The 25,750-nt window shown below is 51.1% G+C and carries 20 protein-coding genes; 14 read left to right on the top strand and 6 right to left on the bottom strand.

From position 1 onward, the window contains the following. Nucleotides 1-9 precede the first annotated feature (9 nt). Together GWC94_RS14825 and GWC94_RS14820 are read left to right on the top strand one after the other, a co-directional pair. Nucleotides 10-963, top strand: coding sequence for an alpha/beta hydrolase (locus GWC94_RS14825; RefSeq protein ID WP_161835871.1), 954 nt, complete (start codon nt 10-12; stop codon nt 961-963). A gap of 25 nt (nt 964-988) precedes the next feature. After that, a complete protein-coding gene (locus GWC94_RS14820; RefSeq protein WP_161835870.1) occupies nt 989-3,163 on the top strand; it encodes a S9 family peptidase in 2,175 nt (724 codons plus the stop codon). Between the two features lie 128 nt (nt 3,164-3,291). On the opposite strand, the gene GWC94_RS14815 is transcribed toward GWC94_RS14820, so the two are convergent. Further along, on the bottom strand, nt 3,292-4,491 hold the full coding sequence (locus tag GWC94_RS14815; protein ID WP_161835869.1) for a DUF4407 domain-containing protein: 1,200 nt from the start codon (nt 4,489-4,491) through the stop codon (nt 3,292-3,294). A gap of 193 nt (nt 4,492-4,684) precedes the next feature. On the opposite strand from GWC94_RS14815, the gene yidC reads away from it, so the two are divergent. After that, nucleotides 4,685-6,523 (top strand): membrane protein insertase YidC, encoded by a 1,839-nt coding sequence (yidC, locus tag GWC94_RS14810; protein WP_161835868.1) that lies wholly within the window; start codon nt 4,685-4,687, stop codon nt 6,521-6,523. Nucleotides 6,524-6,686: 163 nt separating this feature from the next. Beyond that, the gene (locus GWC94_RS14805) at nt 6,687-7,325 is read left to right on the top strand and encodes a hypothetical protein (RefSeq protein WP_161835867.1); all 639 of its coding nucleotides are present in this window, start codon (nt 6,687-6,689) and stop codon (nt 7,323-7,325) included. Here GWC94_RS14805 and GWC94_RS14800 read toward each other — a convergent pair. Beyond that, entirely contained in the window at nt 7,322-7,669 is a 348-nt protein-coding gene (locus GWC94_RS14800) for a hypothetical protein (RefSeq protein WP_161835866.1), read from the bottom strand. The two genes, GWC94_RS14805 and GWC94_RS14800, sit on opposite strands and share 4 nt — an antisense overlap. Nucleotides 7,670-7,807: 138 nt before the next feature. Between GWC94_RS14800 and GWC94_RS14795 the strand changes: the two genes are divergently transcribed. The 3 genes from GWC94_RS14795 to GWC94_RS14785 all read left to right on the top strand — a co-directional run bounded on the left by GWC94_RS14795 (nt 7,808) and on the right by GWC94_RS14785 (nt 10,931). Next, nucleotides 7,808-9,229, top strand: coding sequence for a tetratricopeptide repeat protein (locus GWC94_RS14795; RefSeq protein WP_161835865.1), 1,422 nt, complete (start codon nt 7,808-7,810; stop codon nt 9,227-9,229). A 196-nt stretch (nt 9,230-9,425) separates the two neighbouring features. After that, on the top strand, nt 9,426-10,190 hold the full coding sequence (locus GWC94_RS14790) for a phosphosulfolactate synthase (RefSeq protein ID WP_161835864.1): 765 nt from the start codon (nt 9,426-9,428) through the stop codon (nt 10,188-10,190). 3 nt (nt 10,191-10,193) lie between these two features. Further along, complete coding sequence (locus tag GWC94_RS14785; RefSeq protein WP_161835863.1) at nt 10,194-10,931, top strand: shikimate dehydrogenase family protein; 738 nt, start codon at nt 10,194-10,196, stop codon at nt 10,929-10,931. Nucleotides 10,932-10,969: 38 nt separating this feature from the next. Here GWC94_RS14785 and GWC94_RS14780 read toward each other — a convergent pair whose 3' ends face one another. Genes GWC94_RS14780 through GWC94_RS14770 form a run of 3 tightly spaced genes read right to left on the bottom strand, consistent with a single transcriptional unit; the run spans nt 10,970 to nt 12,539 of the window. Further along, on the bottom strand, nt 10,970-11,413 hold the full coding sequence (locus GWC94_RS14780) for an acyl-CoA thioesterase (RefSeq protein WP_161835862.1): 444 nt from the start codon (nt 11,411-11,413) through the stop codon (nt 10,970-10,972). Next, nucleotides 11,410-12,003, bottom strand: a complete 594-nt coding sequence (rdgB, locus tag GWC94_RS14775; protein ID WP_161835861.1) for an RdgB/HAM1 family non-canonical purine NTP pyrophosphatase — start codon at nt 12,001-12,003, stop codon at nt 11,410-11,412. Before rdgB ends, GWC94_RS14780 begins: the two co-directional genes overlap by 4 nt. Beyond that, on the bottom strand, nt 12,000-12,539 hold the full coding sequence (locus GWC94_RS14770) for a hypothetical protein (RefSeq protein ID WP_161835860.1): 540 nt from the start codon (nt 12,537-12,539) through the stop codon (nt 12,000-12,002). The genes rdgB and GWC94_RS14770 overlap by 4 nt, the downstream gene beginning before the upstream one ends. A gap of 58 nt (nt 12,540-12,597) precedes the next feature. Between GWC94_RS14770 and GWC94_RS14765 the strand changes: the two genes are divergently transcribed. Next, nucleotides 12,598-13,668, top strand: a complete 1,071-nt coding sequence (locus tag GWC94_RS14765) for a branched-chain amino acid aminotransferase (RefSeq protein WP_161835859.1) — start codon at nt 12,598-12,600, stop codon at nt 13,666-13,668. 53 nt (nt 13,669-13,721) lie between these two features. On the opposite strand, the gene GWC94_RS14760 is transcribed toward GWC94_RS14765, so the two are convergent. Then, nucleotides 13,722-18,929, bottom strand: coding sequence for an Ig-like domain-containing protein (locus tag GWC94_RS14760; RefSeq protein ID WP_161835858.1), 5,208 nt, complete (start codon nt 18,927-18,929; stop codon nt 13,722-13,724). Between the two features lie 268 nt (nt 18,930-19,197). Here GWC94_RS14760 and rpsL point away from each other — a divergent pair, with 268 nt between their 5' ends. From rpsL to GWC94_RS14730, 6 genes are all read left to right on the top strand, one after another. After that, entirely contained in the window at nt 19,198-19,578 is a 381-nt protein-coding gene (rpsL, locus tag GWC94_RS14755) for a 30S ribosomal protein S12 (protein ID WP_026767866.1), read from the top strand. 24 nt (nt 19,579-19,602) lie between these two features. Beyond that, on the top strand, nt 19,603-20,070 hold the full coding sequence (gene rpsG, locus GWC94_RS14750; RefSeq protein ID WP_161835857.1) for a 30S ribosomal protein S7: 468 nt from the start codon (nt 19,603-19,605) through the stop codon (nt 20,068-20,070). 484 nt (nt 20,071-20,554) lie between these two features. Further along, a complete protein-coding gene (locus GWC94_RS14745; protein ID WP_161835856.1) occupies nt 20,555-20,992 on the top strand; it encodes a hypothetical protein in 438 nt (145 codons plus the stop codon). Continuing rightward, entirely contained in the window at nt 20,982-21,503 is a 522-nt protein-coding gene (locus tag GWC94_RS14740; protein WP_161835855.1) for a T9SS type A sorting domain-containing protein, read from the top strand. Before GWC94_RS14745 ends, GWC94_RS14740 begins: the two co-directional genes overlap by 11 nt. A 412-nt stretch (nt 21,504-21,915) precedes the next feature. Continuing rightward, nucleotides 21,916-22,746, top strand: a complete 831-nt coding sequence (locus GWC94_RS14735; protein WP_161835854.1) for a hypothetical protein — start codon at nt 21,916-21,918, stop codon at nt 22,744-22,746. 60 nt (nt 22,747-22,806) lie between these two features. Then, a partial coding sequence (locus GWC94_RS14730; protein WP_161835853.1) for a beta strand repeat-containing protein occupies nt 22,807-25,750 on the top strand: 2,944 nt, incomplete at its 3' end.

The raw sequence follows: 25,750 nt of genomic DNA, 5'->3' as shown, positions 1-25,750 counted from the left end.
ATGAATCGTATGCGCAGATACTGTCTACTGGTTGTCTTGCTTGGGTTTTACAGCTCCCCGATTTTTGCTGCTAATGCCGATACGGCTTTTACGGCATCGCCGCTTGTGCTTAAAACCGCCACCGGCGATCTTTACGGCACACTTACCGTACCCGCCGCGGTAACCGGCCGCATGCCTGTGGCGCTGATTATTGCAGGCTCCGGCCCTACAGACAGGGATGGCAACATTCCTGCGATGAAGAACAACGGTCTTAAACAACTTGCCGAAGCGCTTGCGGTAAACGGCATCGCCTCGCTGCGGTACGACAAAAGAGGTATTGCCCAAAGCGTGGGTGCAGGTAAACGCGAGGCGGATCTCCGTTTCGGCGATTATATTACCGATGCACAACAATGGATCGCGCTGTTGCGAATCGATAACCGGTTCTCCGGTATTACCGTAATCGGCCACAGCGAGGGCTCGCTGATCGGGATGATGGCTGCCCGGGATGCCGGTAAGTTTGTATCCATCGCCGGCGCGGGTCAGTCGGCCGATAAAACACTGCGCGAACAGATGAACGGCCAGCCGGCTATTGTAAGGGACCTGTCCCTGCCGATCCTCGATTCGCTAAGCCAGGGAAAGACCGTGGTGACTGTAAACCCCATGCTGGCAGCGCTGTTCAGACCAAGCGTTCAGCCCTACCTGATCTCCTGGTTCCGGTACGATCCGCAGGTTGAAATCAGGAAACTGACCATTCCTGTTCTGATCCTGCAGGGAACCCATGATCTCCAGGTTAGTGTGGACGATGCAAACAGGCTGGCCGCGGCCAAACCCGGTGCGCAGCTGGTATTGCTGGAGAAAATGAACCATGTGCTGAAACAGGTTTCCGCAGAAAAATCCGAAAATATGGCCGCTTATTACAACCCGCAGCTGCCGGTTGACAAAAACCTGGTTAACGCTGTCAGCGCCTTTATCTTGAACCGATAACAAGCCAATAAATAAATCACTTACCATGAGAAAACACGCATACCTGCTGTTGATTGCCGTTTGCGCATTTTTTTCCGCTGCACAGTCACAGGGAGGCCTGAAATGGAACCGCGATGGCAATGGTTATTTCGCCATTGAAGGCGGAGAGATCGTTTTGTACGAACTGCCGGGGCTCACCAAAAAAACAATTGTTGCCAGGGACCTGCTGAAACCGCACCGCGATTCCGCTGCCATACCGGTTCGCAATTTCACTTTTTCGAACGACGATAAAAAGATACTGATCTACAACAACACCAAACGCGTATGGCGGCAGGATACAAAAGGTGATTACTGGGTGCTCGACCTGAACAACCATAGCCTGAAACAGCTTGGCAAAGGCAAACCCGCATCGTCTATGATGTTTGCGAAATTTTCGCCCGACGCCAGTAAAGTGGCGTATGTAAGCGGGTACAACCTGTATGTGGAAGACCTGGCTACGGGCAAAATCACAGCGCTGACTTCCGGTGGTTCCAGAAGGGTCATTAACGGTACGTTCGACTGGGTATACGAAGAGGAATTCAATTGCAGGGACGGTTTTCGGTGGAGCCCCGACGGTAAGAAGATTGCCTACTGGCAGATCGATGCAAGCAAAACAAAGAACTACCTGATGCTGAACACCACGGATTCCATTTATCCCTTTGTGGTGCCGGTGGAGTACCCAAGCGCCGGTGAGCCACCGTCTCCCTACAAGATCGGCGTTGCGGATATTGCCACGGCAAAAACAAAATGGATGTCTATCCCCACAGACCCCGTACTGCAGTCCTATGTTCCGCGCATGGAGTGGGCGGCCGGTAACAGCCAACTCATCATCCAGCACCTGAACAGGAAGCAGAACGAAAGCAATATCATGCTGTGTGATATCGCTTCCGGCAGGTCAACTTCCATCTACCAGGAAAAAGACCCGGCATGGGTGGATGTGGACGACGACTCATGGGAATGGCTCAGCAACGGACAGGAATTTGTGATCACCAGCGAAAAAGACGGGTGGCGCCATCTTTACCGGATCAGCCGCGACGGGAAGAAGCAGACCCTGATCACCACGGGCAATTTTGATGTGATCTCAACCAATGCCATTGATGAAAAAAGCGGGTATGTATATTTTTACGCTTCTCCCGACAATGCCACCCAGCGTTATCTCTATCGCACCAGGCTGGACGGAAGCGGCAGTGCCGAGCGTTTATCACCCGCCAGCCAGAACGGCACGCATACCTACAATGTGTCGCCCACGGGTAACTATGCGCAGCATAGTTTTTCCAACTATTATACGGCGCCCTCGCGCGAGTGGGTTTCGCTGCCGGACCACAGATCGCTTAACGGGAACGAAGTCAGCAATGCAGTGGCCAGGGCAGATAAATCCAGATCCAATGTGTCGTTCTTCAAAGTAAAAACAGCGGAGGGGGTGGAGATGGATGGCTGGATGGCGAAACCGTCGAATTTCGATCCCAGCAAAAAATATCCCGTTGTGTTCCTCGTGTATACCGAACCCGCCGGCGCCAATGCAAAAGACCAGTTTGGCGCAGGCAGCAACCGGATGTACAAAGGCAGTATGGCCGATGACGGATACATTTACATGACCATCGACAACCGCGGCACCCCGGCCCCCAAGGGAAGGGAATGGCGCAAATCGATCTACCGGAAAGTGGGTGTGATCAATATCCGCGACCAGGCGATGGGTGCCAGGGAGATCATGAAATGGCCGTTTGTAGATACTTCCCGCATTGCGGTATGGGGATGGAGCGGCGGCGGGTCTGCCACACTGGGACTGATGTTCCAGTACCCCGAGATATACAAAACAGGGATCTCCATCGCCGCCGTTGGCAACCAGCTCACCTACGACAATATCTACCAGGAAAGGTATATGGGACTGCCACAGGAAAACAGGGAAGATTTTGTAAACGGATCACCGGTTACGCACGCAAAAAACCTGAGAGGGCACCTGCTGTATGTACATGGCACAGGCGATGACAACGTGCATTACAACAATGCCGAAATGCTTATCAATGAACTCATCGCCAATGGCAAGCAGTTCCAGTTAATGAGCTATCCCAACCGAACCCACGGCATCTCCGAGGGCAAAGGAACCACCGCGCACCTGCAGCAACTGTACACCGACTACCTGAAAATGTGGTGCCCGCCGGGCGGACGGCAGAAAGAACAATAGAACAAGGAGCGAGGAACAGATGAACAGATGAACAAGGAGCAAGGAACGGATGAACAATGGATCGGAAAGTATCGGATCGGCTTCCGATCTATTGCTCCTTGTTCATCCGTTCCTTGCTCATCTGTTCCCTAATTTTCTCTCTTACTCAACACCTCTTTCTTCATTTCTTCCCAGACGCTGTCGAAGCTGGTGGTGGGGGATTCTTTCCAGGACTGGAATTTCTCCTGCATTTTGGCACGGCGTTCGGACTCGGCGGCGGCGAAAAATTCTTTGATGAACTGGATGTCCTGCTCAAAAGCGGTCTGGTTATAATTTTCTTTGAGGGCAAGCTCGCGCCGGTCGTTGTTTCCTGCAAGCTCTTTCTCTGACTGTTCTTTCAGTATTGTTTTTTCTTCATAGCTGCCGGATGGCAGCAGCATTTTCGAGATCACGGGCATCAGCTCCACCAGCAGGAAGATGGCCACCAGCAAATAATAGCGGAAAGCAACGGAGGCATTGTCTTTCACCAGGTGATTCAACGCCTCTATCCTGGTAATAAACCCGTCGTTCAGCAATGTGTCAAATGCTTTTTGCTCCTGCTGAATTGTTAGATCGATCGCGGCCAGTGCGCTGTCTGTACTTTGGATCTGCGGGCGCAGGGTTGCTTCCGTAGCCTGGTAGGCAGCATCGAGTTTGCGGTATTCGCTCTCTTTTGCCCGGGCAATATCTTTCAGACCCACTTTTCCGCTGCCACCCGTGCCATCGGTTTCCCTGATAAAGGCATCGCGTGAAGCAGCCACTTCCGAATAGCGTGCAGCCAGTTGCAGCTGCAGCGCATTCTTTTTCTGCTGCAGCGCGGTGCGCGCTGTGTAATAAACGGAGTCCTGCTGCTGCAGTTTCTGTTTTTTTCTTTGCTCGTTGTCGATCGACACCTGTACATGTATTTCTTTATCGAACAGGTACAATAAGGCAGGCTGTGCCATAAACAAACCGATGGTCATAGCCAGCACACCCCTGAACAGCAACGGGATCAGCCTGGTCTTATTGGTGCGGTTGATACCCTTGATCAGGGAACGGTCGATGGTAAGCACGATGCCGCCCATGAACAGTCCCAGTGCAACCGCTGCCAGCAGGCTGGAGCTGACCGTGGTAAAAAAATACGTCCAGGCCAGCGTGGCAAAGGCCCAGGTGCCTAAAACGGTCATGCCCACGATGGCGTACCGGTTGCGGTCGACCACACAGTCGGCCAGCAATTCTTTTTCGGCGGTTGACAACCACCAGAGAAAACGTGTCCATGCGGACGGGTTATAGGTTTCCCGTTGGGAAACAGGGGTGCTGTTTGCCGGCATACATTTGGGTTTTACTGCTAAGGGGTAGAAGTTGGAACGATCCCTGGCTGAAGTGAGGCTACCGTAAAATAAAGCCGAAAAACCGGTATTCACCAGCCATACCGGCCGATTTATGGCTATTTTAACGGCTTATCAACTTGCCGCAGCCAATCTAGGTTCCAAATATTACCTTTGCGGCTCAACAAAATCTTGTATGAAGGATAAGAATACGGTCATTGGCTTTGTGTTGCTGGGCGCATTGTTCTTTATTTATTTCTGGTACAACAACAAACAGCAGCACGAAATAGCTGCGTTCCAGCAAAAACAGAAAGACTCCATCGCAAGGGTGGAAGCCGCCAACCGCAAACCCATCGATACGATGGCGTTCAGAACAGATTCGCTGAGACGGGATTCCGCCACACGTATCTCTGCCGCCGGCGATTTTACCACAGCCGGCATGGGCGCAGAACAACTGGTTACCGTGGAGAACAAGGTGATGAAGATCGTATTCACCAACAAAGGGGCGCAGGTAAAAACCGTGGAGCTGAAAAATTACCCCACGCCTTCCGGCAGCAAAGTATTGCTGGCAGCCAACAATACGATCGGTTACAATATCAATACCTCCGCTAACCAGTCGGTTTCCACTGCAAGCCTGTATTTTACCGCGGCGCAGCCGGTGACCAATGCCGATAGTGCACAAACCATCCGTTTTACGCTCAGCGGCGCAAACGGCGAGACCATCGTGCACCAGTATACCATCCGGCCCTACGATTTTATGATCGACTGGAACATCGGTATCAACGGTGCGGATAAACTGCTGACGCAGGGCGCTTTTAACCTGCAATGGAAAGCACAGCTGGACCAGCAGGAAAAGACAGCCGATTATGAAAGACAGGTGTCGAACGTATGTTATTCGGAAGACAACGAATTTGATTATATCCAGACCAAAACGGAAAGGAAATTCGAGAAACCGGTGCAGTGGGTAGGCGTGGTGCAGCAGTTCTTTAACCAGACACTGGTGGCAAAGAACGGATTTGCCGGCGGACAGGTTCAGTGGGTAAGAAGAAGCGATTCGAGCCGTGTGCTGGCCGGCGCCGATGTGGCCCTGCAGGCAAAACTGCCGATGGCGGCAACGGCGAACATTCCCCTGCAGATGTACTACGGTCCCAACGATTACAATATCCTGAAAAACCAGGCGCCCGAAATGGATCGCATGGTGAACCTCGGAAGGGATATGTACTCTTTTGTGCGCCCGATCAACAAATACATCATCAAACCGGTATTTGATTTCTTTGCAGGTTTCGTCACCAATTTCGGATGGGTGGTATTGCTGCTTACCCTGTTTATCAGGCTGGTGACCGCGCCGCTTACCTATACCAGTTACCTGAGCGGCGCCAAGATGCGCGTGTTGCGCCCTGAATTGGATGAGCTGAAAAAGAAATTCGGCAGCGACCAGCAGGGCTTTGCCATGGAGCAGATGAAATTGTTCCGCGAAGCCGGCGTAAACCCGATGGGTGGCTGTATTCCGGCGCTGCTGCAGATCCCCATCTTCTTTGCCCTGTACAGTTTCTTTAACTCGAACATACAGCTGCGCGGACAGGCTTTCCTGTGGAGCCACGATCTGTCGGCATATGACTCGATCGCAAAACTGCCGTTCAGCATACCGGCATTCGGCGATCATATCAGTCTGTTCACGCTCACGGCCGTACTCACAAGCTTCCTGATCTCGCTGTATAACATGAACATGACGCCGTCGCAGGACAACCCGGCGCTGAAATACATGCCGTATATTTTTCCGTTTATGCTGCTGTTCATCTTTAACAGGCTGCCCTCGGCATTGACATGGTACTATACCGTATCCAATATCATCACGCTTGCGCTGCAGTTCGTGATCCAGAATTATATCATCAACCACGATAAGATCCTTGCCAAGATAGAAGAGAAGCGGAAAGCGCCTAAAAAGCAAAGCAAGTGGCAGGAACGGTATTCGCAGATGATGGAATCCCAGAAAAAACTGCAGGATATGAAGAACAAAACGCAGAATAAAAAATAAGAATCGGCTTACGGAAGGTGTGAAAACCTTCCGTAAGTTTTTTATGCCGGTCCGCGATTTGTTGATCACCACCCGAGCAGGCGGCAGCCATCCCTCCATACGTTGTTAGGCAGGGCGCTTTGTAGAAGATTGCCTATCTTGTAGCGCAAACAAACGGGTACCAATGAAGAAACTGCTTACTGTTTTTTTCCTGGGGATGGCGATCACCGTTTCCCATGCACAACAGCGCGTTGTGGCAGAGTGTACCGTAACCTATGCGATGTCGGCCGACAGCGCCGCGGGTGTTGACAAGGATGTACTGGCATCGCTGAAAGCCACCACCAAAACCGTTTATATCAAGGCAAATGATTGCCGTAGCGACCTGGTGAGCCCAACCTACCAGCAAACCATCCTGTATAATAAGCTTTCGGGCGCCGCCACCATACTTCGCGAATTCGGCCAGAACAAATTCATGACCAAAATGGACAACACACGCTGGGCCGCCGAGAACAGAAAATACGAGGGAATGAGTGTAACGCTGGTGCCCAGCGAAATCCGTACCATACTCGGGTATGAATGCAGGAAAGCGGTGATACAGTTACGTGATGGCGGTAATTTTACGTTGTTCTATGCAGCCAATATCATTCCTTCCGTTCGCGAGTTTGAATACCAGTTCAGGGATGTACCCGGGTTTGTGCTCGAATACGAATCACAGGAAGGCGATAAGGGCCGGATACGCTATACCGCAACAAAAATCAACCTTAGCCCGGTACAGGCTTCGAGGTTTGACATACCTACCAGCGGTTACAGATTGCTGAATTAAGGAGTGGGTGTCTTGAATTTAGACACTTTGATCTTGAACTTGTAAGGATATACGAACGTGGTGTTGCCATTTTCGTAGCGAAGCAAAGAAGTCATCTCAACACCGGAATTGGTGTTTTTGGAAGAAAGCTGCTGCATGCCTTTGTACTGCAGATTGGATTTGATGGAACTGATCGATACGGAACCTTTGTGCGAAAGCGCGCTCAGGTTTTTGAGCGAATATTTATTGCTTCGTTCTTTCTCACCCGTAAGACCAGTGAACGAAAAAGCAGCGTATACAAACTGCATTCCCAGCACCAGTATGGCAAGGAATGCGGCTTTTTGTATGTATACTTTTGTTTTCATTCTGTAACAAAGGTAAGATTTCCTTAAATAATACACAATTCTGATTTTCTTAACCGGACGTTAATGAAAGCCGAAAAGTTACACACATCCCAAAAAAAAGCGGGTTTTTTGGCCTAAATTGGATAAACACCAGCCAATATGCGTGAAAATCAATACCGCGAGGATCGCGAAGGGCTTAAGGAACTGCTGCGGCAATACCAGAATCTGAAAAACGGCAGAAACCATGTTTTTTTAGAAGAGGATGATTTTGAGCGGATTATAGATTATTACGATGAGAAAGACGATATACCCGAGGCGCTCGAAGCAGCCGAGACCGGCCTCCTGCAATTTCCCTATTCTTCCCAGCTGATGATCAAAAAAGCGGATATGCTGCTGGCCACCCGGCGCTACCGCGAAGCGCTGGATGTACTGGAAACCGCGGAATTGTACGACAGCACCGATCTGAACCTCTATATCCTGAAAACAGACGCCTACCTGGCGCTGGATCAGCAGCCCAAAGCGGTGGAACTGCTCGAAGCGGCACTGCAGACGTTCGAGGGCGAAGAGCGCATCGACCTGTTGTTTGAACTGGCCGATGTATACGACGACTACGAAGAATTTGACAAGGTATTCGACTGTCTCAAACTCATACTCGAAGCGGAACCCAATAACGAAGAGGCGTTGTACAAGATCTGTTTCTGGACGGATTTCACCGGCAGGAACGAAGAAAGCATTCGCCTGCACCAGCAGATCATCGAGGATTTTCCTTTCAGCGAACTGGCCTGGTTTAACCTGGCCGCCGCTTACCAGGGACTGAAACTGTACGAAAAAGCGATCGATGCTTACCAGTATGCCGTGGCCATCGACGAGAAATTCGATTATGCCTACCGCAATATGGGCGATGCTTACCTGCGTTTGCGCAAATACAAGGAAGCCATAGAAGTGCTGGAAAAAGTGCTGGAGCTTACGCGGCCCGAAGACGTGATCTATGAAGCCATCGGTCATTGTTACCACCGTATGGGCAATTATGCACAGGCAAGGTTTCATTACAAAAAAGCGGTGCACCTGAATCCCGACGACAGCAAGCTGCATTATAAGATCGCCGTTACCTATATGCTCGAACAGCAATGGCAGAGCGCGATCAAACAACTGGATAATGCCATGCGCATCCACCGCAGCGTTACCGAATACAACCTGGCCATGGGCGAATGCAAGATGCACCTGGGTCAGTACAAGGACGCCATCCAGTATTTTGGTACGGTGGTAAGACACAAACCCAAAAACGTAGCGGGATGGGAAGCGCTGATCCGCTGCCTGCTCAAAGCTGAAGTATACGAAGAAGCGGTAGAGCAGTCGCTGGCCGCCATGAAATCCACAGACGGCAAACCCGTGTTCCTGTTTTACCAGAGCACGGCATTGTTTGCGCTGGGCAAAACAAAAGAAGCGCTGATAAAGCTGGAAGAAGCCATGGCAAAAACACCGCGTCTCCTTAAAAAATTCCTTGAGCTGAATCCGTCCATCCTGCAGAACAACCAGGTGGTGGATATTCTTGCCCGGTATAAGAAGGGAAGGAAGATTTAGACATGAGGATAATATGGCTGCATGGCTGTATTGTTCTATGGCTATGCTGAGAAGTTAACCATGCAGCCATTTTCCATCCATACTTCTTCAATCGGTACCCCTGGTCGATAGCCGTATTCCTTTCCTGTCAGCTCTCCTAATCCTATTTCATTCGTTTCGCTTATTTTTGCGCGGATCAAAATCTAGATGTATCGCTATGAACTTTAATCTGACGAATATACCCGAACGCACGCAGCAGCCCCGCACTTCAGGATTGACAATGGTCATGGACAAGGGTCTCAGCATTAACGAAGTGCATAATTTCATCGGTGTAAGCGGCCCGCATGTGGATATTGTAAAGCTGGGTTTCGGTACATCATTCGTTACGCCCAATCTGAGGGAGAAGATCGAATTATATCATTCGTATAACATGCCGATTTATTTCGGAGGCACATTGTTTGAAGCGTTCCTGATCCGCAACCAGTTTGATGACTATATCGCTGTCTGCAAGGATTACGGCATCAAATACGTGGAGGTAAGCGACGGATCTGTCAGCATCCCGCATGCCGAGAAATGCGGTTATATCGAAAAACTCACACAGCATGCCACGGTGCTGAGCGAAGTGGGAAGCAAAGATGCCGCGCACATCATTCCACCCTACAAATGGATCGAGCTGATGCGTGCTGAACTGGAAGCCGGTTCCTCCTATGTGATTGCCGAAGCACGTGAGGCGGGTAATGTGGGCATCTACCGCGGCAGCGGAGAAGTGCGGGAGGGACTTGTGCAGGAGATCCTTACACAGATACCGGCGGAGAAGATTATCTGGGAAGCGCCGCAGAAAGCGCAGCAGCTGTATTTTCTGGAGCTGATCGGCTGCAATGCCAACCTGGGTAATATCGCCCCCACCGAAGTGATACCCCTCGAAGCCATGCGCGTAGGTTTGCGCGGCGATACGTTTGAACTATTCCTGAATAAAAAATAACCCATGCGCCGTTACGGGCTGATTGGTTACCCGCTTAGTCATTCTTTTTCCAAAACCTATTTTGCGGAAAAATTTGCAAAACAGGGTATTGCCGACTGCGTATATGAAAATTATGCGCTGGCCGGTATAGACGAACTCGGTACGCTGTTGCAGCAGGAAGGCCTGCGCGGACTGAATGTTACCATACCCTACAAAAAACAGGTAATGCCATTCCTGCAGGCGATGACGCCTGCCGTTTCGCAGATGGGCGCCTGTAACTGCATCGATATCAGGAACGGGGTATTAACCGGGCACAACACCGATGTGGTGGGTTTCCGCCAGTCATTGCTGCCATTCCTCAAGCCGCAACATACCCATGCATTGATACTCGGAACCGGGGGCGCTTCGGCAGCTGTTGAATATGTGCTGAATGAACTGCAGATAGCCTGCCGGTATGTATCGCGCAGCGAAGGCGAGGAGGCCATTGCTTATACATCGCTTACGCCGGACATGATGCGTACCCACCTGCTGGTGATCAATACAACGCCGCTGGGTATGTACCCCAATACAACCGAATGCCCGGATATTCCCTATGAGTTGATCAGCCCCGAACACCACCTGTTTGACCTGATCTACAACCCCGCCGAAACACTGTTCCTCGCGAAAGGCAGGGCAAAAGGGGCCACGGTACAGAACGGACTGGAGATGCTGGAACTGCAGGCGGAAGAAAGCTGGCACATCTGGAACAGCCAGCCGGTGTAGCGGACCGGGTTGAGAGAAGCTGCGCGTTGTTATGTTGTTCAGGCATCCGGCGGGCCGCCTAGTTTGCGGATCACCGCTTCGGGGGTCACCATTTTTTTGCCGGTAGTATAATCGAAACACAGCATGCCCGTTTTTGCCTTTCCGGCGATCACGGTTTCTGTTTCGTTCACATATTCCAGCAGGTAATAGAGATCAAACCCGAGTTTGTCAAAACCGTCCGCCGCAACGGAAATCCGGATGGTGTCTGCATAATTCAGTTCGCGTTTGAATTCTATCGCCACATCGGCCATAATCAGTCCAACGCCGCCCAGCGACAGCTCCTCGTATCCATGCGCGCGCAGGAACTGTTGTCTTGCTTCGTGTATCAGCGAAAGAAAAGAATCGTTTCCCACATGGCCGCCGTAATTCAGATCGGTGATCCGTATGGTGATGAGGGTAGAGAAATGAAAGATGCCGGGAAGTTCTATTTTGATTCGGTTCATGCGTGCTGCTGATCCAGGAAATGGATCATTTTGGTGATGGCTTTCTGCCGGTGGTTATAGCGGTTCTTTTCCTCCACCGTCATTTCCGCAAAGCTGATACCGGCGCCTTCGGGAATGAAAACGGGATCATACCCAAAACCCTCGCGACCCTGCTGTGCTTCGGCGATCGTTCCCTCGCAAACACCTTCAAACTGGTATTCTTTGCCATCCAGTATCAGCGAGATCACCGCGCGGAACCGGGCGCGTCTGTTCGGTTGCCCTTCGAGTTTGTGCAGCAGTTTGTCGATATTCTGCTGAAAGTCCCGGCCATCGCCGGCATAACGGGCGGTTTTCACGCCGGGTTCACCGTTCAGCGCATCCGTTTCCAGGCCGGTGTCTTCGCTGAAGCAGTTGCGTCCTGTCAGGCGGTAAATGGTCTGCGATTTTTCTGTTGCATTCGCTTCCAGGGTATCATGTGGCTCGGGAATATCGATATCGATACCGGCTTCTTTGAGTGTAACGAAACGGAACAGGTCGCCGATGACCTGGCGGGCTTCTGTCACTTTGTGTTCATTGTTGGTGGCGAATACCAGTGTTTGTCTGTGGGTCATAGATGGAAGATCTTTTTCAGGCAGAGCCATAGTTTGCTTTTTTCCAGCTTGGCTTCCTGGCTGTCGCCCAGCATTTTTTCGAGCGGCGGCACAATCAGGAACTGGCATTGGTCGTACGACTGTACCTGGTAATCAGGTATGGTAAACGGCAACCGCAGTGCCTGGGCGCTTACGCCGAACAGGATCAGCGAACGCGGGGCCAGCTGTTCTTTGACTTGGGCATAGTCAACGGCGGTTGCCCGGTAGTTAACGATCGCCACATCGCCCAGGTTCAGTTTGCAGGCGCCAAGAATGGAAGTAAGGAATTTCAACGAATCATCTGCCAGGTAAGCCGCTTCTTTTTCGTTTACAACAAGCGTTATTTTTTGTACATTGCTTCCCAGAAACCATTGTTTTTCCTTCTTTTCCGGAACGGAAACAGGTTCTTCCCTAACGATTGTCTCTTCAACAGGTTGCCCGCCATCAAGTATCACCAGGCTGTTTTTGTACAGTTCGGCGATCAGGAAATCCGGCAGTATGGTTTTTTCGGGGTTCATCAATGATAACAACTGTTAGCTTTCGATTTTTTCGTTTATTTGCGTCAAATATAAAACTATGGTAGGAGCGCTCGACATTACGATCACAAAAGTAGAAACAAGCAGGCTGAAAGACATCAACCTGGAGAACATTCCTTTTGGCCGTCATTTCACAGACCACATGCTGGAGGCCGATTATGAGAATGGTGAATGGAAAAATGTGGAGATCAAGCCCTACCAGCCCCTGTTGCTGGAGCCATCCACCGCGGCGCTGCATTACGGACAGGCCATCTTTGAAGGCATCAAGGCCTACAGGAGCCCAGACGGGCAGGTGTCGATATTCAGACCCGAAGACAATTTCAAACGGTTCAATTTATCGGCCGAGCGCATGAATATGCCCGTTGTGCCCGAAGATATTTTTATGGACGGTATGCGTATGCTGATCCATGTAGACAGGGAATGGGCGCCGTCTCTGCCGGATCATTCGCTGTATATCCGTCCGTTTATGTTTGCATCCGATTCTATGATCGGGGTAAAACCTTCGGACAGCTATAAGTTCATCATACTGCTCAGTCCAACGGGTCCTTACTATGCTGCGCCGATGAAAATTTACGTGGAAGAAAAATACACACGCGCCGCTCCGGGTGGCGTGGGTTTTGCCAAAAACGCCGGTAATTACGGCGGCAGTATGCTGGCCACCGCTATGGCCAAAAAACAGGGCTACGACCAGGTGTTGTGGACGGATGCATTCGAACACAAATACCTGCAGGAAGTTGGTACGATGAACGTGTTCTTTATTGCCGGTAACACGGCCATCACGCCATCTCTGGAAGACGGAACCATTCTTGCCGGTGTTACCCGCGACAGTGCGATCGTGGTGCTGAAGGAAATGGGACTGGACGTGGTGGAAAGAAAAATATCGGTCGACGAACTGATAGAACTGCATAAGAAAGGCGGACTGCGCGAGGTATTCGGTACCGGCACCGCGGCCACCATTTCCATGATCAAGGAACTGAAGTACAAAGACTATGTCATGAACTTTGATACCGATAACGCAGCCACAGCGCGTGAACTCAAGAAAAGGCTCACCGCCATCCGCGAAGGAAAGGCAGCCGACACGCATGGCTGGATGGTAAAAGTAAACGGGTAACACTGCCCATCAAACGCATAAGCCGCGTACCGGTTATAAACGGGTACGCGGCTTTACTGTTTCAGGAAGCTACGTGTTGCCACCTGTTCTCCGCACCGCAGTTCCAGCAGGTAAACACCGGGTGTAAGCTCTGCCATACCCATCTGTATGTCACCGCGGTTGGTAACACCCAGGTATTGCTTTCGTAACTGCTGTCCGTCGGTTGTAAACAAACGGATGAACGTGCTGCCCTTGTCCCAGGTATTGAATCGTATTTGGAGCAACCCATTCGCCGGAACCGGCGACAGCTGCATAACAAGCCTTGTTGCGGTGGCGGTATCCGGCTCCCGGTAGTACGCAGCGATTTCAAAACGCCGTTCCCCGAAACTGGCGGTATCGATGGTTGTTTCAAAATCATAGCTGCTGTCTTTTTGCAGCGATACCCATTTTTTCAGGTAACGGTCGTGCAGCTGCCAGGCATTGGTCGGCGGTAATCGCATGGCAGCGATCTGTATCCTGTATTTTCCCGGCTGACCGGGCTGGATGCCCAGCGGAATAACCAGTTCGCCGGAGAATCGCCTGGCATCAACTGATAACTTTTTTCGTTCACGCGAAAGACTGTACAGATTGGCGCCGGGGTTCGGGAATTTTTCGCCATCCATCCTGTCAAAACCCTGCCGGGCGCTGTCTATGCCCCATAACAGCAGGCGGTCGAGTAAGCGGCGGTTGCTGAATAAACGCAGCTCGATAAACGGTTCTGCAAAGGAGCCGACAGTCCAGGAAGTATCGGGAAGGCCGGTTGTTTTCATCTGTTCGGTAAACAACAGGGCATTACTGCTGCTATCGCTGCTTCTGACGATAAAAGTTCCCAGCACCGGAAGGATAAAGGGTTGTCCGAATGGCACGGCCAGATAAGCGCCCTGTACACCAATGCCCGGATGCCAATACCAGAAACAGTTGCTGATAGCGGAACCTGCGGATAAGCCCGACAGATCGATCGGGCAGGGGTAGGGGTTTGATAATACATGGTAATGGCCGTTTGCGGTTCCGGGCAGTATGACCGATTGCTGGCCGGTATTGACGGGGCCATGTAACAAAAATAAAAGCGAGTCATTTGCCAGCGGCTGTTGCTTTTTTGTTGTGGTCAGTAAACGAATCCCCGAGAAAGAACTCCATTCGTTGCCCTGCGTGTGTTTTGTATCGGTGAAGGCGATCCATCCATTGTCAAAACCTGTTGAATCGGTGCCGTTGCGGTGGTCGTAATGAAATGCGGAAGGCAGGTTGGCGGCAGAAGGACTGAAACCGTTGGCGATGCCGTTATCGCCAAAAACATCGATGCTGTCGCAGATCATGGAAAGCGGGATGCCCTGCGTGAAAGGATGCCCGATGAATTGCCAGCTGTCTTTTTTCACAGGCAGTTTTCTACGCAGATGAATATTGCCAAGTATGCCGGACTGTTCATCCGAACCGCCGATGACGGCCTGGGGGCCCAGCCATAAGTGGTCGTTGGTGATCAGCAGGCCTTTGTTCCGCAAAACCAGTTGGTTTGTTATTTCGAGGGTGTCGCTGATCTCCAGTCCTGCGGCATTGCCCACGATAAGGTTTCCGAGCCGGTTGCTGCTGAATACACCGCCGGATAGCCATTGCTTTGTTTCACCCGTAAAAACAAGTGTGCCATTTGCCGACAGTGCACTGCTGGTTGCTTGTAAATTACCAGAAACAGACAGGCTATGGCCGATGTTCAGCTGTGCGCGTCCGCCCACCCGGATATCTCTGCAAAAAGCAGGTTCTGCAATGGTGGGCATGTACCGCGTTTGCGCAGGTATCAGCACATCCGTTGCGCTGTCGGGAACCAGGTTGTTGCACCAGTTATTCGGATTATGCCAGTTGCTGTCGTAGCCGCCCGTCCACAGGCCGTTTTTTCGTACTGTGATCAGCAACGGCGCGGAAACGGCTTCGCAGGGACCGGACATCGTTTTCCTGCGAAACCAGGTGCCGGCGGATAACCTTCCCGGCGAAAATGCAAGGGTGTCATTTACACCCGTGGCCCTGTTGAACCCCGAGCTGTCGTTATCGGACGATTCCCATACAAACCCGTAACGGCCATTACCGCCTGCAGGAATGGATCCCTGCAGCGGATCGGGCGCGCTGTTGCTGCAGATGGTTTGTGCGCCTGCAATAAGGTTGTTCCGGATCGGTGGCAGCACAGTGATGAAAATCTTTTTCGTCGAACGGTAAATGCCATCGGTTATGTCAACAGAAACAGAATCCACTCCCGCAAACCCCGGCGCGGGAGTGTAGCTGAGTTTACGGGGCGTAACAATATTCCCGTTACTGTACAGGGTAATACTGCTTTCGGTAACAGACCCGTTGCCGGTTGTGGTGATTGTGCAGCTGATGGTTTCATTGTCTTCCCTGTCGGATACCTGCAATAACGACTGCAGCAGAATGGCTCCCCCCTGGCATGTTTCGGCGCTATCGGTATCACGAACAAATGCGGGTGCAACAGCGTCGATTTTAATACCCGATTGCGCAGCGATATTCCGCAATACCGGATAACAGTCATTGCCGGCCGGATCCGTCAGCGATTGCGGTGCGCGACTGAGCAGGGTATCGATAAATACACCGTTCTTATCGATATCGCCATCCGCAACGATATAACGGAACCGCAGCGTGGCGTACCCGTCAAATGACTCGTAAAAAACTTTCTTTTTGAAGACGCCCACCTGCAACCCGAGATAGGGTGTGTCTGCCGATTTCCGCACAAGGATGTTTTCGCTGAAGATGAGCTGGTACAAAAGTGTGTCGCCGATCCGGTATGTTTTCTTTGCCGGCGTTACCACGTTTTTTACCTGCGGGTTACTGCCGTCCAGCAGGATACCGGCAGTGGATGGCACCTGGTTGAGCGTTGCAGGCAGCTTATTGCCTCTTTCGTCTGTTACCTGTCCATTGTTAAATGCCAGTGTGGTGTTCAGCGCAATACCGTTTGTGTCGAGGTCTCCGGGTTCAACAATATACGTGAAGTACAGCGCGGCAGTGCCTGATCCGCCGCTGTAATAAGCCTGCTTCGGCATTGTGCCTGCCGTAAATTTCAACAAAGGCGTTCCGCCGGCGGTGGTTACCCAAACCGGTGCGTTGGTATTTACGCAGAACAGCAGCGGGTCGCCCGCTTTATACCAGCCATTATCGGGCACCAGTACCTGTGTGACAGCAATGGAGGGCGGGTTAACCAGCACCTTACTCAAAGCGCCTATATTGTTTAACTGAAATGATGCGTTATTGCCGTATTCATCGAGTAGCTGCAGGTTGCCGGTAAGCGGAGACAGTATTTTGATGCCGTCTTTATCAACGTCTTCATATTGTACAGCATACCTGAACAGCAGTGCGGTACTGCCCGAACCGCTTAGGTATTCCGCCCTGCGCAGGCTGTCGCCGATCAGCAGTGAGAGGGAGAGACTGCTGTCCGGCGGAAGCAGCCAGATTTTCTTCGAGTAGCCGACAATAAAATCCAGCATATTGCCGGTGAGGTAATTTCCCGCAGGGGGTGTTTTAACGGCTGTTACCGTTGGTGCTACAGCATCTACCCGTATGCCAGCCAGAGAGGGAAAACTGTAGCTGGTAACCGCTTTGTTACCCGAACTGTCCCGGATCTCGCCGTTAGCAAAGACAACAGGACTGCCGATGCGTATGCCGTCCCCGTCCGATTCTCCCGGCTGAATAATATACCGGAACAGCAGGCTATCGGTTCCGCTGCCGGCAACATACATAACTGTTTTGGTGCGGAAGCCAAGCGTCATTGAAAAGGAGCACGCTGTTCCGGCCTGGGTGATAAAAACAGGTTCACTGAAATGAAAACAGAAATGCAGGCTGTCTCCCGCGATATAGGTCTTATTGCGCGGAAGATCGATGCGCGTGATAACCGGTGGTATGGAGTCCGGTGGAATGCGAAACGATTCTGTCTGCCCGTAAGCCGTTCCCATTGCATTTGTTGCCCAGGCCCGGGTATAGACAACGATACCCCTTGGCAAACCGTATAGTCTTCCTTTGTAGACCGGTGCTGTGTCGCGTATCGTCAGGGTATTGCCGTTGCTGTCGGCCGTGTTGGTGAACCACCAGTTAATGCCTTTGCCTGTTACGGGCATTCCTCCCGTTGACAGCAGGCGGCCACCTACCTCGGCGATCGCCGGTGTTAGCGCAACCGGTGCCAGGGTGCTGACGATTGGCAGACCTGCCCGGGTGGTGAAAGGGAGCGTATCGCTTCGTACAACGCCGTTCTGGTTGGAAGCCAGTAAAAAATAATAATAGGTGCTATTGGTTTGCAGCCTGCTTAGATCGGCATATACCGTGGTAAGACCCGATCCGGGCGGGATGCTGTCCGGCGTTGCCGTTGCGGTATCCGGTCGCAGAAAATAGCGACTGGTGTCTGTGATGAATTTTGCCCTTGTGCCGCCAAAATGCCCGTCAACCCTTGCATAGACGGTTGCGGAAGCCGTGGTAACCGACTGTGCAGGCAGTGCAGCTGCCGAGGGAGGGCCGCTGACCAGCTCTGCGCGAAAACTCAGGTCGTCCAGCGCACAGATATCATCGCTGCCGGGTTCGTCGGCATCATCCCAGCGGAGCAGCAGTTGTTCGCCGGGTTTCCAGAGGATGTTGTCGATCGTAAACGAGACCTGCTGACGGTTCTCTGCCAGGTTGCCGTTAAGACTGCCCGCAGCTGTGCCGGTGATGACCGACTGCATATTCAGTTCCGGCCTGGCGATGGTTCCGTTTTGGGCAATATGGGTGAACGATCCCGTTTTATAGCTGAATGTCCAGGTGTTCTTATTACCCGAGCCGCCCCTGCGCCACTGCTCGGTGGTGAACGATACCTGGAAACGGTTCAGCAGCTGGCCGGTGGCATTGGTAAGGAGCAGGCCTATGGTGTAGACGCCGGTGCTGGAAGACAGGGAGCCCAGGGCCCTGTCGGTACTGCCCGAAACGCCCAGGCTGTATACGCCGTTGCCGGTTGACGAACCCGTTGCTGCTGCAAATGCTGCGTTGGCATTGCTGCCCGCGGTCATCCACAGCTGCCAGCCCCTGCAGGAGGCAAGGGAGAACGGCGCGGCCGAAAGATCAAAAGGGCCCTTGCCGGAAAGTGCCGGGCCGCCTGCGGATGGCAGGTCGTTGAAGGATTGGGTATACACCGTTCCGGCAGTCTGGTAGGTGACGGACTGCGCCGCTGCCGGAGACTGCCCGGCGATCGATCCTGCCCATATCCAGGTAAGGGGTAACCATTTTAGCATAACGGCCTGTTTTTCGTAAACAAATGGTTTCAGTGAAGGGGGCTGCTAATGTATCCGGGATGGCTAATAGACTGCTGTCGAAATCGCGGAAACGGCCATAAAACGGGTATGGGATTGCGTATTTTTGACCGGGTTTTACTGGCAGGAACGAAGATTTGATGCGGATACAGGCCGAAAACCCTGTTAAAGGGGAAAACTCTTGGGAAAACTTTTTGGATTTTCAGAATCAGCCATTACCTTTGCCGTCCGAATTTTTAAACGGATTAGAATGCCTACAATACAGCAATTAGTAAGAAAAGGCCGCGAAATCATCAGGGCTAAAAGTAAATCAAGGGCACTGGATGCATGTCCGCAGCGTCGTGGCGTATGTACCAGGGTGTATACCACCACTCCCAAGAAACCAAACTCTGCCCTTCGTAAAGTGGCCAAAGTGCGCTTGACCAATAAGGTTGAGGTGATCGCCTATATTCCGGGTGAGGGCCATAACCTGCAGGAGCACTCTATTGTACTGATCCGTGGCGGTCGTGTAAAAGACCTGCCGGGTGTACGTTACCATATTGTAAGGGGCAGCCTGGACACAGCCGGTGTAAAAGACCGCAAGAAGAGCCGTTCTAAATACGGTACGAAGAAAGAGAAAGCTAAAAAATAATATAATTAATTAATATACAAGATCATGCGTAAAGCACAAGCCAAGAAATTACCACTCGCGCCCGATGGCCGTTTCAATGATAAAATGGTTACCCGTTTTATCAACAACCTGATGTGGCAGGGTAAAAAGAGCACTGCGATCAACATCTTCTACGATGCGGTTGACAAAGTGTCTCAGGTAACTGGCGAAGACGGTTATGAAACCTGGAAGAAAGCGATCGTGAACGTAACACCCGCTGTTGAGGTTCGCAGCCGCAGGATCGGTGGTGCCACTTTCCAGATCCCTGCAGAGGTTCGTGCAGACCGTAAGATCTCTTTGAGCATGAAATGGCTGATCCGTTACAGCCGTGAGCGCAATGGTCGTACCATGGCTGAGAAACTGGCCAACGAGATCATCGCAGCTGCAAAAGGGGAAGGTGCGGCTTTCAAAAAGAAAGAAGATACCCACCGTATGGCAGAAGCCAACAAGGCTTTCTCACATTTCAAAGTGTAGTTGAATTACTATATCAAATCCGTTGCAGGCCCTTGAAAAGGGCCTGTTTTTTTGCCCCTGTTTTTCTGCTATTCTATCCCGCAACGGGATTTTCCCCGTTTTTCCTGTTTTTTTAAGTGTATTTTAAGCATTTTATTTATTTTGTAATAAGTTAATTATGAATGCGTTAATAATAAGTTGTCTACAAAACATCGTAAAACCTCTATGATCTGTAGATAAAACACTACAAACCTAAAAATTAAGCCTATATTTGTAGTGCATTCACTACCCGGTGAAGCAACCATATCCAGCGGACAGATTTGTCCGTGTAAAAATCCTATATCCATTGAAAGCTGGCCATGTCAGGTATAGCAGCTTTTGATCGATCCAGACATTCCCACCCCTCTTCCGGGAAAACGTCTAAAAGGTTCTGAGCCAAATCCCTTCACAAGGCCGATCCGCCGGGAGACCATCCCGTCAAAACCCAAAGCCCCCCAAGGCAAACATGAAAACGGCTTATCTGATTGTTGCGCTTGTTATTGTTGCGGTCTTCAGTGCCTGCACAAAAAACGATGGTCCGTCTCTCAGCAAGGAAGAGCAGGCTGCGCAATTGCTTACCGGAACCGGCAACAGGGTATGGAAGCTCAAAGCTGTTAAAGTCAATAACATTCCCCAAACACTTACCACTACCCAGGCTCAGTATACCAAGACCTACACCATGCCCGCTCCGAGCAAAGTGCAGGGCACTTTTACCGATTCGGATAATTATTTCGGCGACTGGAACATGAAAGGCGCTGCTGCCCTGCAGGAAACTTTTCAGCAGATTGGCGGAACGGGTTTTGGCTACCGCGATTACACCATCATCACATTAACTGCTAATACGCTGAACCTGTACTACGTGCAGAATAACGCGAAAGTGGAAGAGCTGTACAATGCGTATTAACAAAGCTGTCTATATCATCCTGATCCTGGTGCTTGCCGCTGTACATGGCAAGACACAGATGGTATTCAGCATGGTACCGATGGCCGGGTCGTCTAACGGCGCCACGTTTTCGAGCAACCCGATCATTGTGGATGGCGGTAAATGTGTGGTAAGCAGCTCGGGTCTTTCTGCCATGATGGTTGCCAACAGCGGCAAGGGTGCATTTAACGACGGCTGCAAGGAAACGCCGCCGGTTGCCACTATCGAAGAGTTTTCCATTTCATTGAATATCTATCCCAACCCGACACATGGTCCTGCTACCATCAAATGCAGCGGTCAGTTTGATGAGAACCTGTCTTGCCAGATACGCATTATCAGTATGGATGGCAAGATGATGTTCAGCAAGATGGTGCCGATAAAAGAGCTGAAAGCGGGCTACCAGGTAAATGCGGCCAGCTATGCGGTGGGTACCTACGCGGTGTTGATAGATTTCATGAACCAGCGATACAGCCTGAAGCTGATGAAGATGTAGGAAAGAAGGGGGCGGCCCGAAGCATGTAGTGAAAAATCTGTAGTTGATTCACTACTTATTTTTCGGTTAAGTTCAGGTGTATCAGCAACATATTTAATAGCATCTTGGCATCGGGTTCGGTTACGCCGGGAATGCAGGCAGGAGGCTACCTGCCGGGTTGATTTGAAAGCCTTATCCTATGAAAAACTGTTTTGAAAGCAGTGTCCTATGAAAACCCATCGCTGTTTCAGCAAACAGTTTTAGAAGCCTTATCCTATGAAAAACTGTTTTTGAAAGCAGTGTCCTATGAAAACCCATCACTGTTCCGGTAAACAGTTTTAGAAGCCTTATCCTATGAAAAACCTGTTTTTGAAAGCAGTGTCCTATGAAAAACCATTTAACCGGAATGCCCTGCATTCCTAAAAACACAAACATGAAAACAAATGCCATCAAAAAACTGCTGATCCTGCCGTTGTTGTTACTGGCAGGAACCCTGGTTGCACAGCCACCGGCCGCAATGCCTTTTCAGGCGGTTGCCAAAGACAATGTGGGCAATCCCGCCAAGAACAGGAAAGTGTTTGTAAAAGTGGCGCTTATCCAGGGAAGGATCAACGGTACCAGGGTATGGAACGAATCGTTTGAAACCACCACGAATGAAGACGGGATCTATACCGTTAACATCGGGCTTGGTTCCATTGCGGCAACGCAGCCTGCCAGAACGCTTGGCGATCTGGACTGGGCCAACGGTCCGTTCTTTGTCAATGTGCAGATTGCTGTGTCTCCTTCTATTCCGGCATCCTGGTGGGTGGCGGCGAATAACTATGTAGACATTGGCACCAACCAGCTGATGAGTGTACCCTATGCTTTGTTTGCCGGCAATGCCAGCGTAACCAATGTGAATACGAGTATTACGGCGGGCCCCAAGAACACCTTCCTGGTAACAGACAGTCTTGGCAATGTGAACTGGGCATTGCCCCAGGCCGCCAACCAGACGGTTACCAATGTCACCAATTTCAGTTTAACCACATCAACGGGTAATAACCTGAGCATACAGCCCAATACCACGGCGGTGGTGGATGTACAGGTAGTCGGTGTGATGCCGGGTGATCCGATCGTGGTGACTGCGCAGGGCGATTACCGGAACTGGGCTGTGTACAATGCCTGGGTTTCCGTAGCGGGTACGGTAAAGATCCGGTTTGCCAATTTCACGGAGCAGCCGGTGGATGTGAAGGGGAGTGAATACAAGATTATCGTGATCAAATAGAACTAGAATAACATTTTTCGCTTTTACGGAATTCGCATTAACTGATTTAACAATATCCAAGTGGCACACATCAACACACAAAGAAAGTTTGGAAAACGTATCCTGCTGGTGGCGGGTATAGTCCTTTCGTTCGTATTCAATGCCAGCGCCCAGCGGTTGGGTGATGGTCTGGGCACGCACCAGGCCAAGGATACCCTGCGTATGCAGAATAATTATATCGTTAATGCGAAAGGCATTATCATCGGAAGTAGTCAACTGCTCAATGACACCAGCATTGCCTTGCAGATTGATGCCGCGGCCAGGGCTTTGTTGATATCGAGGGTGGATGACACTACAAAGATTGTGTCGCCCGTAAACGGTATGCTGATCTATGGTAAGAACAACAATACTTTCTATTTCCGCCAGGCCAACAAATGGATCACTTTCGGCACGTTTAACGGAGGTGTGACCACGCTGAACGGCCAGGTAGGCGATATACAGATCGGCAGTGATGCTAACCGGAGCATTTTTGTAACGAATACGGGCGGAACGCAATGGCAGGTAAAGGCCAACTACGATTCTGCCATGTGGAATGCCAACCGGCTGATGGGAAGAATGCTCTCGAATACCGTGCCCACCACCGGCCAGGTGCTTCAATGGAACGGAACGGAATGGGCGCCCGCCAATAACCTCAACTTTGTGCTGAGTAACGGAAGCCCGATGGATTCGGTGGTAACCACCGTAAACGGTACGCTGCGTAAAGTGGCGGCCGGCAGTCTTTCGTACAATATCGGTGACGGACAGTCAACCGATTCGATCGTAACGATTGTAAACGGTGTGTTGCGGAAAGTGCCTTCCTCCAATCTTAATTTCAATGTGGTAACCGGTGCGCGCACCGATTCGCTGGTAACGATCGTGAACGGTTCGCTGCGGAAAATATCCTCTAACGATATCCTGTTTGTGAGCGATACGGCCAGTATGCTGAGCGGGTTGTTAAAACTGAGCGATACCGCGCAGATGCTGAGCGGTTATATGCGTAAAAACAGTCTTTCTGCCTTGTCTGTTGTTCCTTCAAATGGTATTTCGGCCACAGTGGTGAGTCCTACGAGTGCGCCCACTTTGTATATCGGTCTGGGTGATATCACACCCAAATCGGTGGTTGCATCCGGAGCTGTTACGGCAACCACATTGGGTGGTGTGATCACAACTGCCGTGCAGCCAAACATCACTGCGCTGGGACAGCTTGGCAATTTATCGGTGACGGGCACCGTACAGGCGGATATACTGAGTGTGAATACGGCCAGGGTAACGAATCTTGGCGGACTTGCCAACTTAACGGTCACCAATAATATTTCTGCCAATACCCTGAGTGCTACGATCACCACCCAGAACCAGCCTTTTATAACGCAACTGGGAACGTTGAATAATTTGTCGGTAGCGGGAACGGCGACTGCCAATACCGTAAGTGCCACCAATGCGAATTTTACCAATCTTGCGGGTTTACAGAGCCTGACGGTAAGCGGTACGGCCGCAGCAAATACGGTAACGGCCACGACAGGTAATTTTTCGAATCTGAATGTAACCGGCACGATCAACGGCGGCAAGTTCAGTGGAACGGAGCTAAGTGCAACCGGAGCGGTAACTGCAGGAACGATCAGTACGGCTGCATTAACGGCTACGAGTGCAAATATTACGAATCTTTCCGGTCTGCAGGGTCTGGCGGTGAGCGGAACCGTTGCAGCAGGTGCGGTGAGCACTTCTACGCTGACATCCACGAATGCAAATATTACCAACCTGACAGGTGTGCAGGGCCTGACGGTAACCGGAACGGTTGCCGCGAATACGGTAACGGCAACGACGGGTAATTTTGCGAATCTGAATGTCAGTGGTACGATCGGTGGCGGCAAGTTCAGTGGAACGGAGCTAAGTGCAACCGGAGCGGTAACCGCAGGAACGATCAGTACGGCTGCATTAACGGCTACGAGTGCAAATATTACGAATCTTTCCGGTCTGCAGGGTCTGGCGGTGAGTGGAGCCGTTGCAGCCGGTGCAGTGAGCACTGCTACGCTGACGGCGACCACTGCTAATATCGGCAACCTGACCGGATTGAACAATCTTTCTGTAACCGGAACGGTTGATGCGGGTACGGTAAGCGCTACGAATGCTAACCTCACCAACATTGCAGGAGTAAATACGATCACTGCAACTACGGCTAATATCACGAATGCCAACATTACAAACCTTGGTCAGTTAGCTAACTTAAGTGTGAGTGGCACGATCCAGGGCGGAACGTTCAGTGGCAGTTTGTCAAACGGCACACAGGCTGGTATTACACAGGTTGGCCAATTGAGCAATTTATCTGTTACGAATACGGTGTCAGCGGGTACGGTAAGTACTTCCAACCTGACCGGTCTAAACAATCTCTCTGTAACCGGAACTGTTGATGCGGGTACAGTAAGTGCAACGAATGCTAACCTCACCAACATTGCAGGAGTAAATACGATCACGGCCACAACGGCTAATATCACGAATGCCAACATCTCGAATCTGGGCCAACTTGGTAACTTAAGTGTAAGCGGTACCATCCAGGGCGGAACGTTTAGCGGCAGTCTGTCAAATGGCACCCAAGCTGGTATTACGCAAGTCGGTCAATTAACTAATTTATCTGTTACGAACACAGTGTCGGCAGGCACGGTAAGTACTTCTAACCTGACTGGTCTGAACAATCTGTCTGTAACCGGAACGGTTGATGCGGGTACAGTAAGTGCAACAAATGCGAACCTCACCAATATCGCCGGTGTAAATACGATCACTGCAACAACGGCTAATATTACGAATGCTAACATCACTAACCTTGGTCAGTTAGCTAACTTAAGCGTAAGCGGTACCATCCAGGGTGGAACATTCAGTGGCAGTTTGTCAAACGGCACACAAGCTGGTATTACACAAGTTGGACAACTGAGCAACCTGTCGGTGACTAGCACAGTATCAGCGGGTACGGTAAGTACTTCCAATTTGACGGGAT

It is taken from the genome of Sediminibacterium soli, assembly GCF_009939225.1.
Lineage (GTDB): Bacteria > Bacteroidota > Bacteroidia > Chitinophagales > Chitinophagaceae > Sediminibacterium > Sediminibacterium soli.
This window is presented reverse-complemented; position numbering and strand designations above follow the sequence as displayed.

Coding starts and splice junctions, on each gene's coding strand:
- GWC94_RS14790 (WP_161835864.1), top strand. CDS start 9,426: ATGAACTTTAATCTGACGAATATACCCGAACGCACGCAGCAGCCCCGC.
- GWC94_RS14815 (WP_161835869.1), bottom strand. CDS start 4,491: ATGCCGGCAAACAGCACCCCTGTTTCCCAACGGGAAACCTATAACCCG.
- GWC94_RS14820 (WP_161835870.1), top strand. CDS start 989: ATGAGAAAACACGCATACCTGCTGTTGATTGCCGTTTGCGCATTTTTT.
- GWC94_RS14765 (WP_161835859.1), top strand. CDS start 12,598: ATGGTAGGAGCGCTCGACATTACGATCACAAAAGTAGAAACAAGCAGG.
- GWC94_RS14825 (WP_161835871.1), top strand. CDS start 10: ATGCGCAGATACTGTCTACTGGTTGTCTTGCTTGGGTTTTACAGCTCC.
- yidC (WP_161835868.1), top strand. CDS start 4,685: ATGAAGGATAAGAATACGGTCATTGGCTTTGTGTTGCTGGGCGCATTG.
- GWC94_RS14745 (WP_161835856.1), top strand. CDS start 20,555: ATGAAAACGGCTTATCTGATTGTTGCGCTTGTTATTGTTGCGGTCTTC.
- GWC94_RS14795 (WP_161835865.1), top strand. CDS start 7,808: ATGCGTGAAAATCAATACCGCGAGGATCGCGAAGGGCTTAAGGAACTG.
- GWC94_RS14735 (WP_161835854.1), top strand. CDS start 21,916: ATGAAAACAAATGCCATCAAAAAACTGCTGATCCTGCCGTTGTTGTTA.
- GWC94_RS14770 (WP_161835860.1), bottom strand. CDS start 12,539: ATGAACCCCGAAAAAACCATACTGCCGGATTTCCTGATCGCCGAACTG.
- GWC94_RS14780 (WP_161835862.1), bottom strand. CDS start 11,413: ATGAACCGAATCAAAATAGAACTTCCCGGCATCTTTCATTTCTCTACC.
- GWC94_RS14740 (WP_161835855.1), top strand. CDS start 20,982: ATGCGTATTAACAAAGCTGTCTATATCATCCTGATCCTGGTGCTTGCC.
- GWC94_RS14805 (WP_161835867.1), top strand. CDS start 6,687: ATGAAGAAACTGCTTACTGTTTTTTTCCTGGGGATGGCGATCACCGTT.
- rpsG (WP_161835857.1), top strand. CDS start 19,603: ATGCGTAAAGCACAAGCCAAGAAATTACCACTCGCGCCCGATGGCCGT.
- rpsL (WP_026767866.1), top strand. CDS start 19,198: ATGCCTACAATACAGCAATTAGTAAGAAAAGGCCGCGAAATCATCAGG.
- GWC94_RS14785 (WP_161835863.1), top strand. CDS start 10,194: ATGCGCCGTTACGGGCTGATTGGTTACCCGCTTAGTCATTCTTTTTCC.
- GWC94_RS14800 (WP_161835866.1), bottom strand. CDS start 7,669: ATGAAAACAAAAGTATACATACAAAAAGCCGCATTCCTTGCCATACTG.
- GWC94_RS14760 (WP_161835858.1), bottom strand. CDS start 18,929: ATGCTAAAATGGTTACCCCTTACCTGGATATGGGCAGGATCGATCGCC.
- rdgB (WP_161835861.1), bottom strand. CDS start 12,003: ATGACCCACAGACAAACACTGGTATTCGCCACCAACAATGAACACAAA.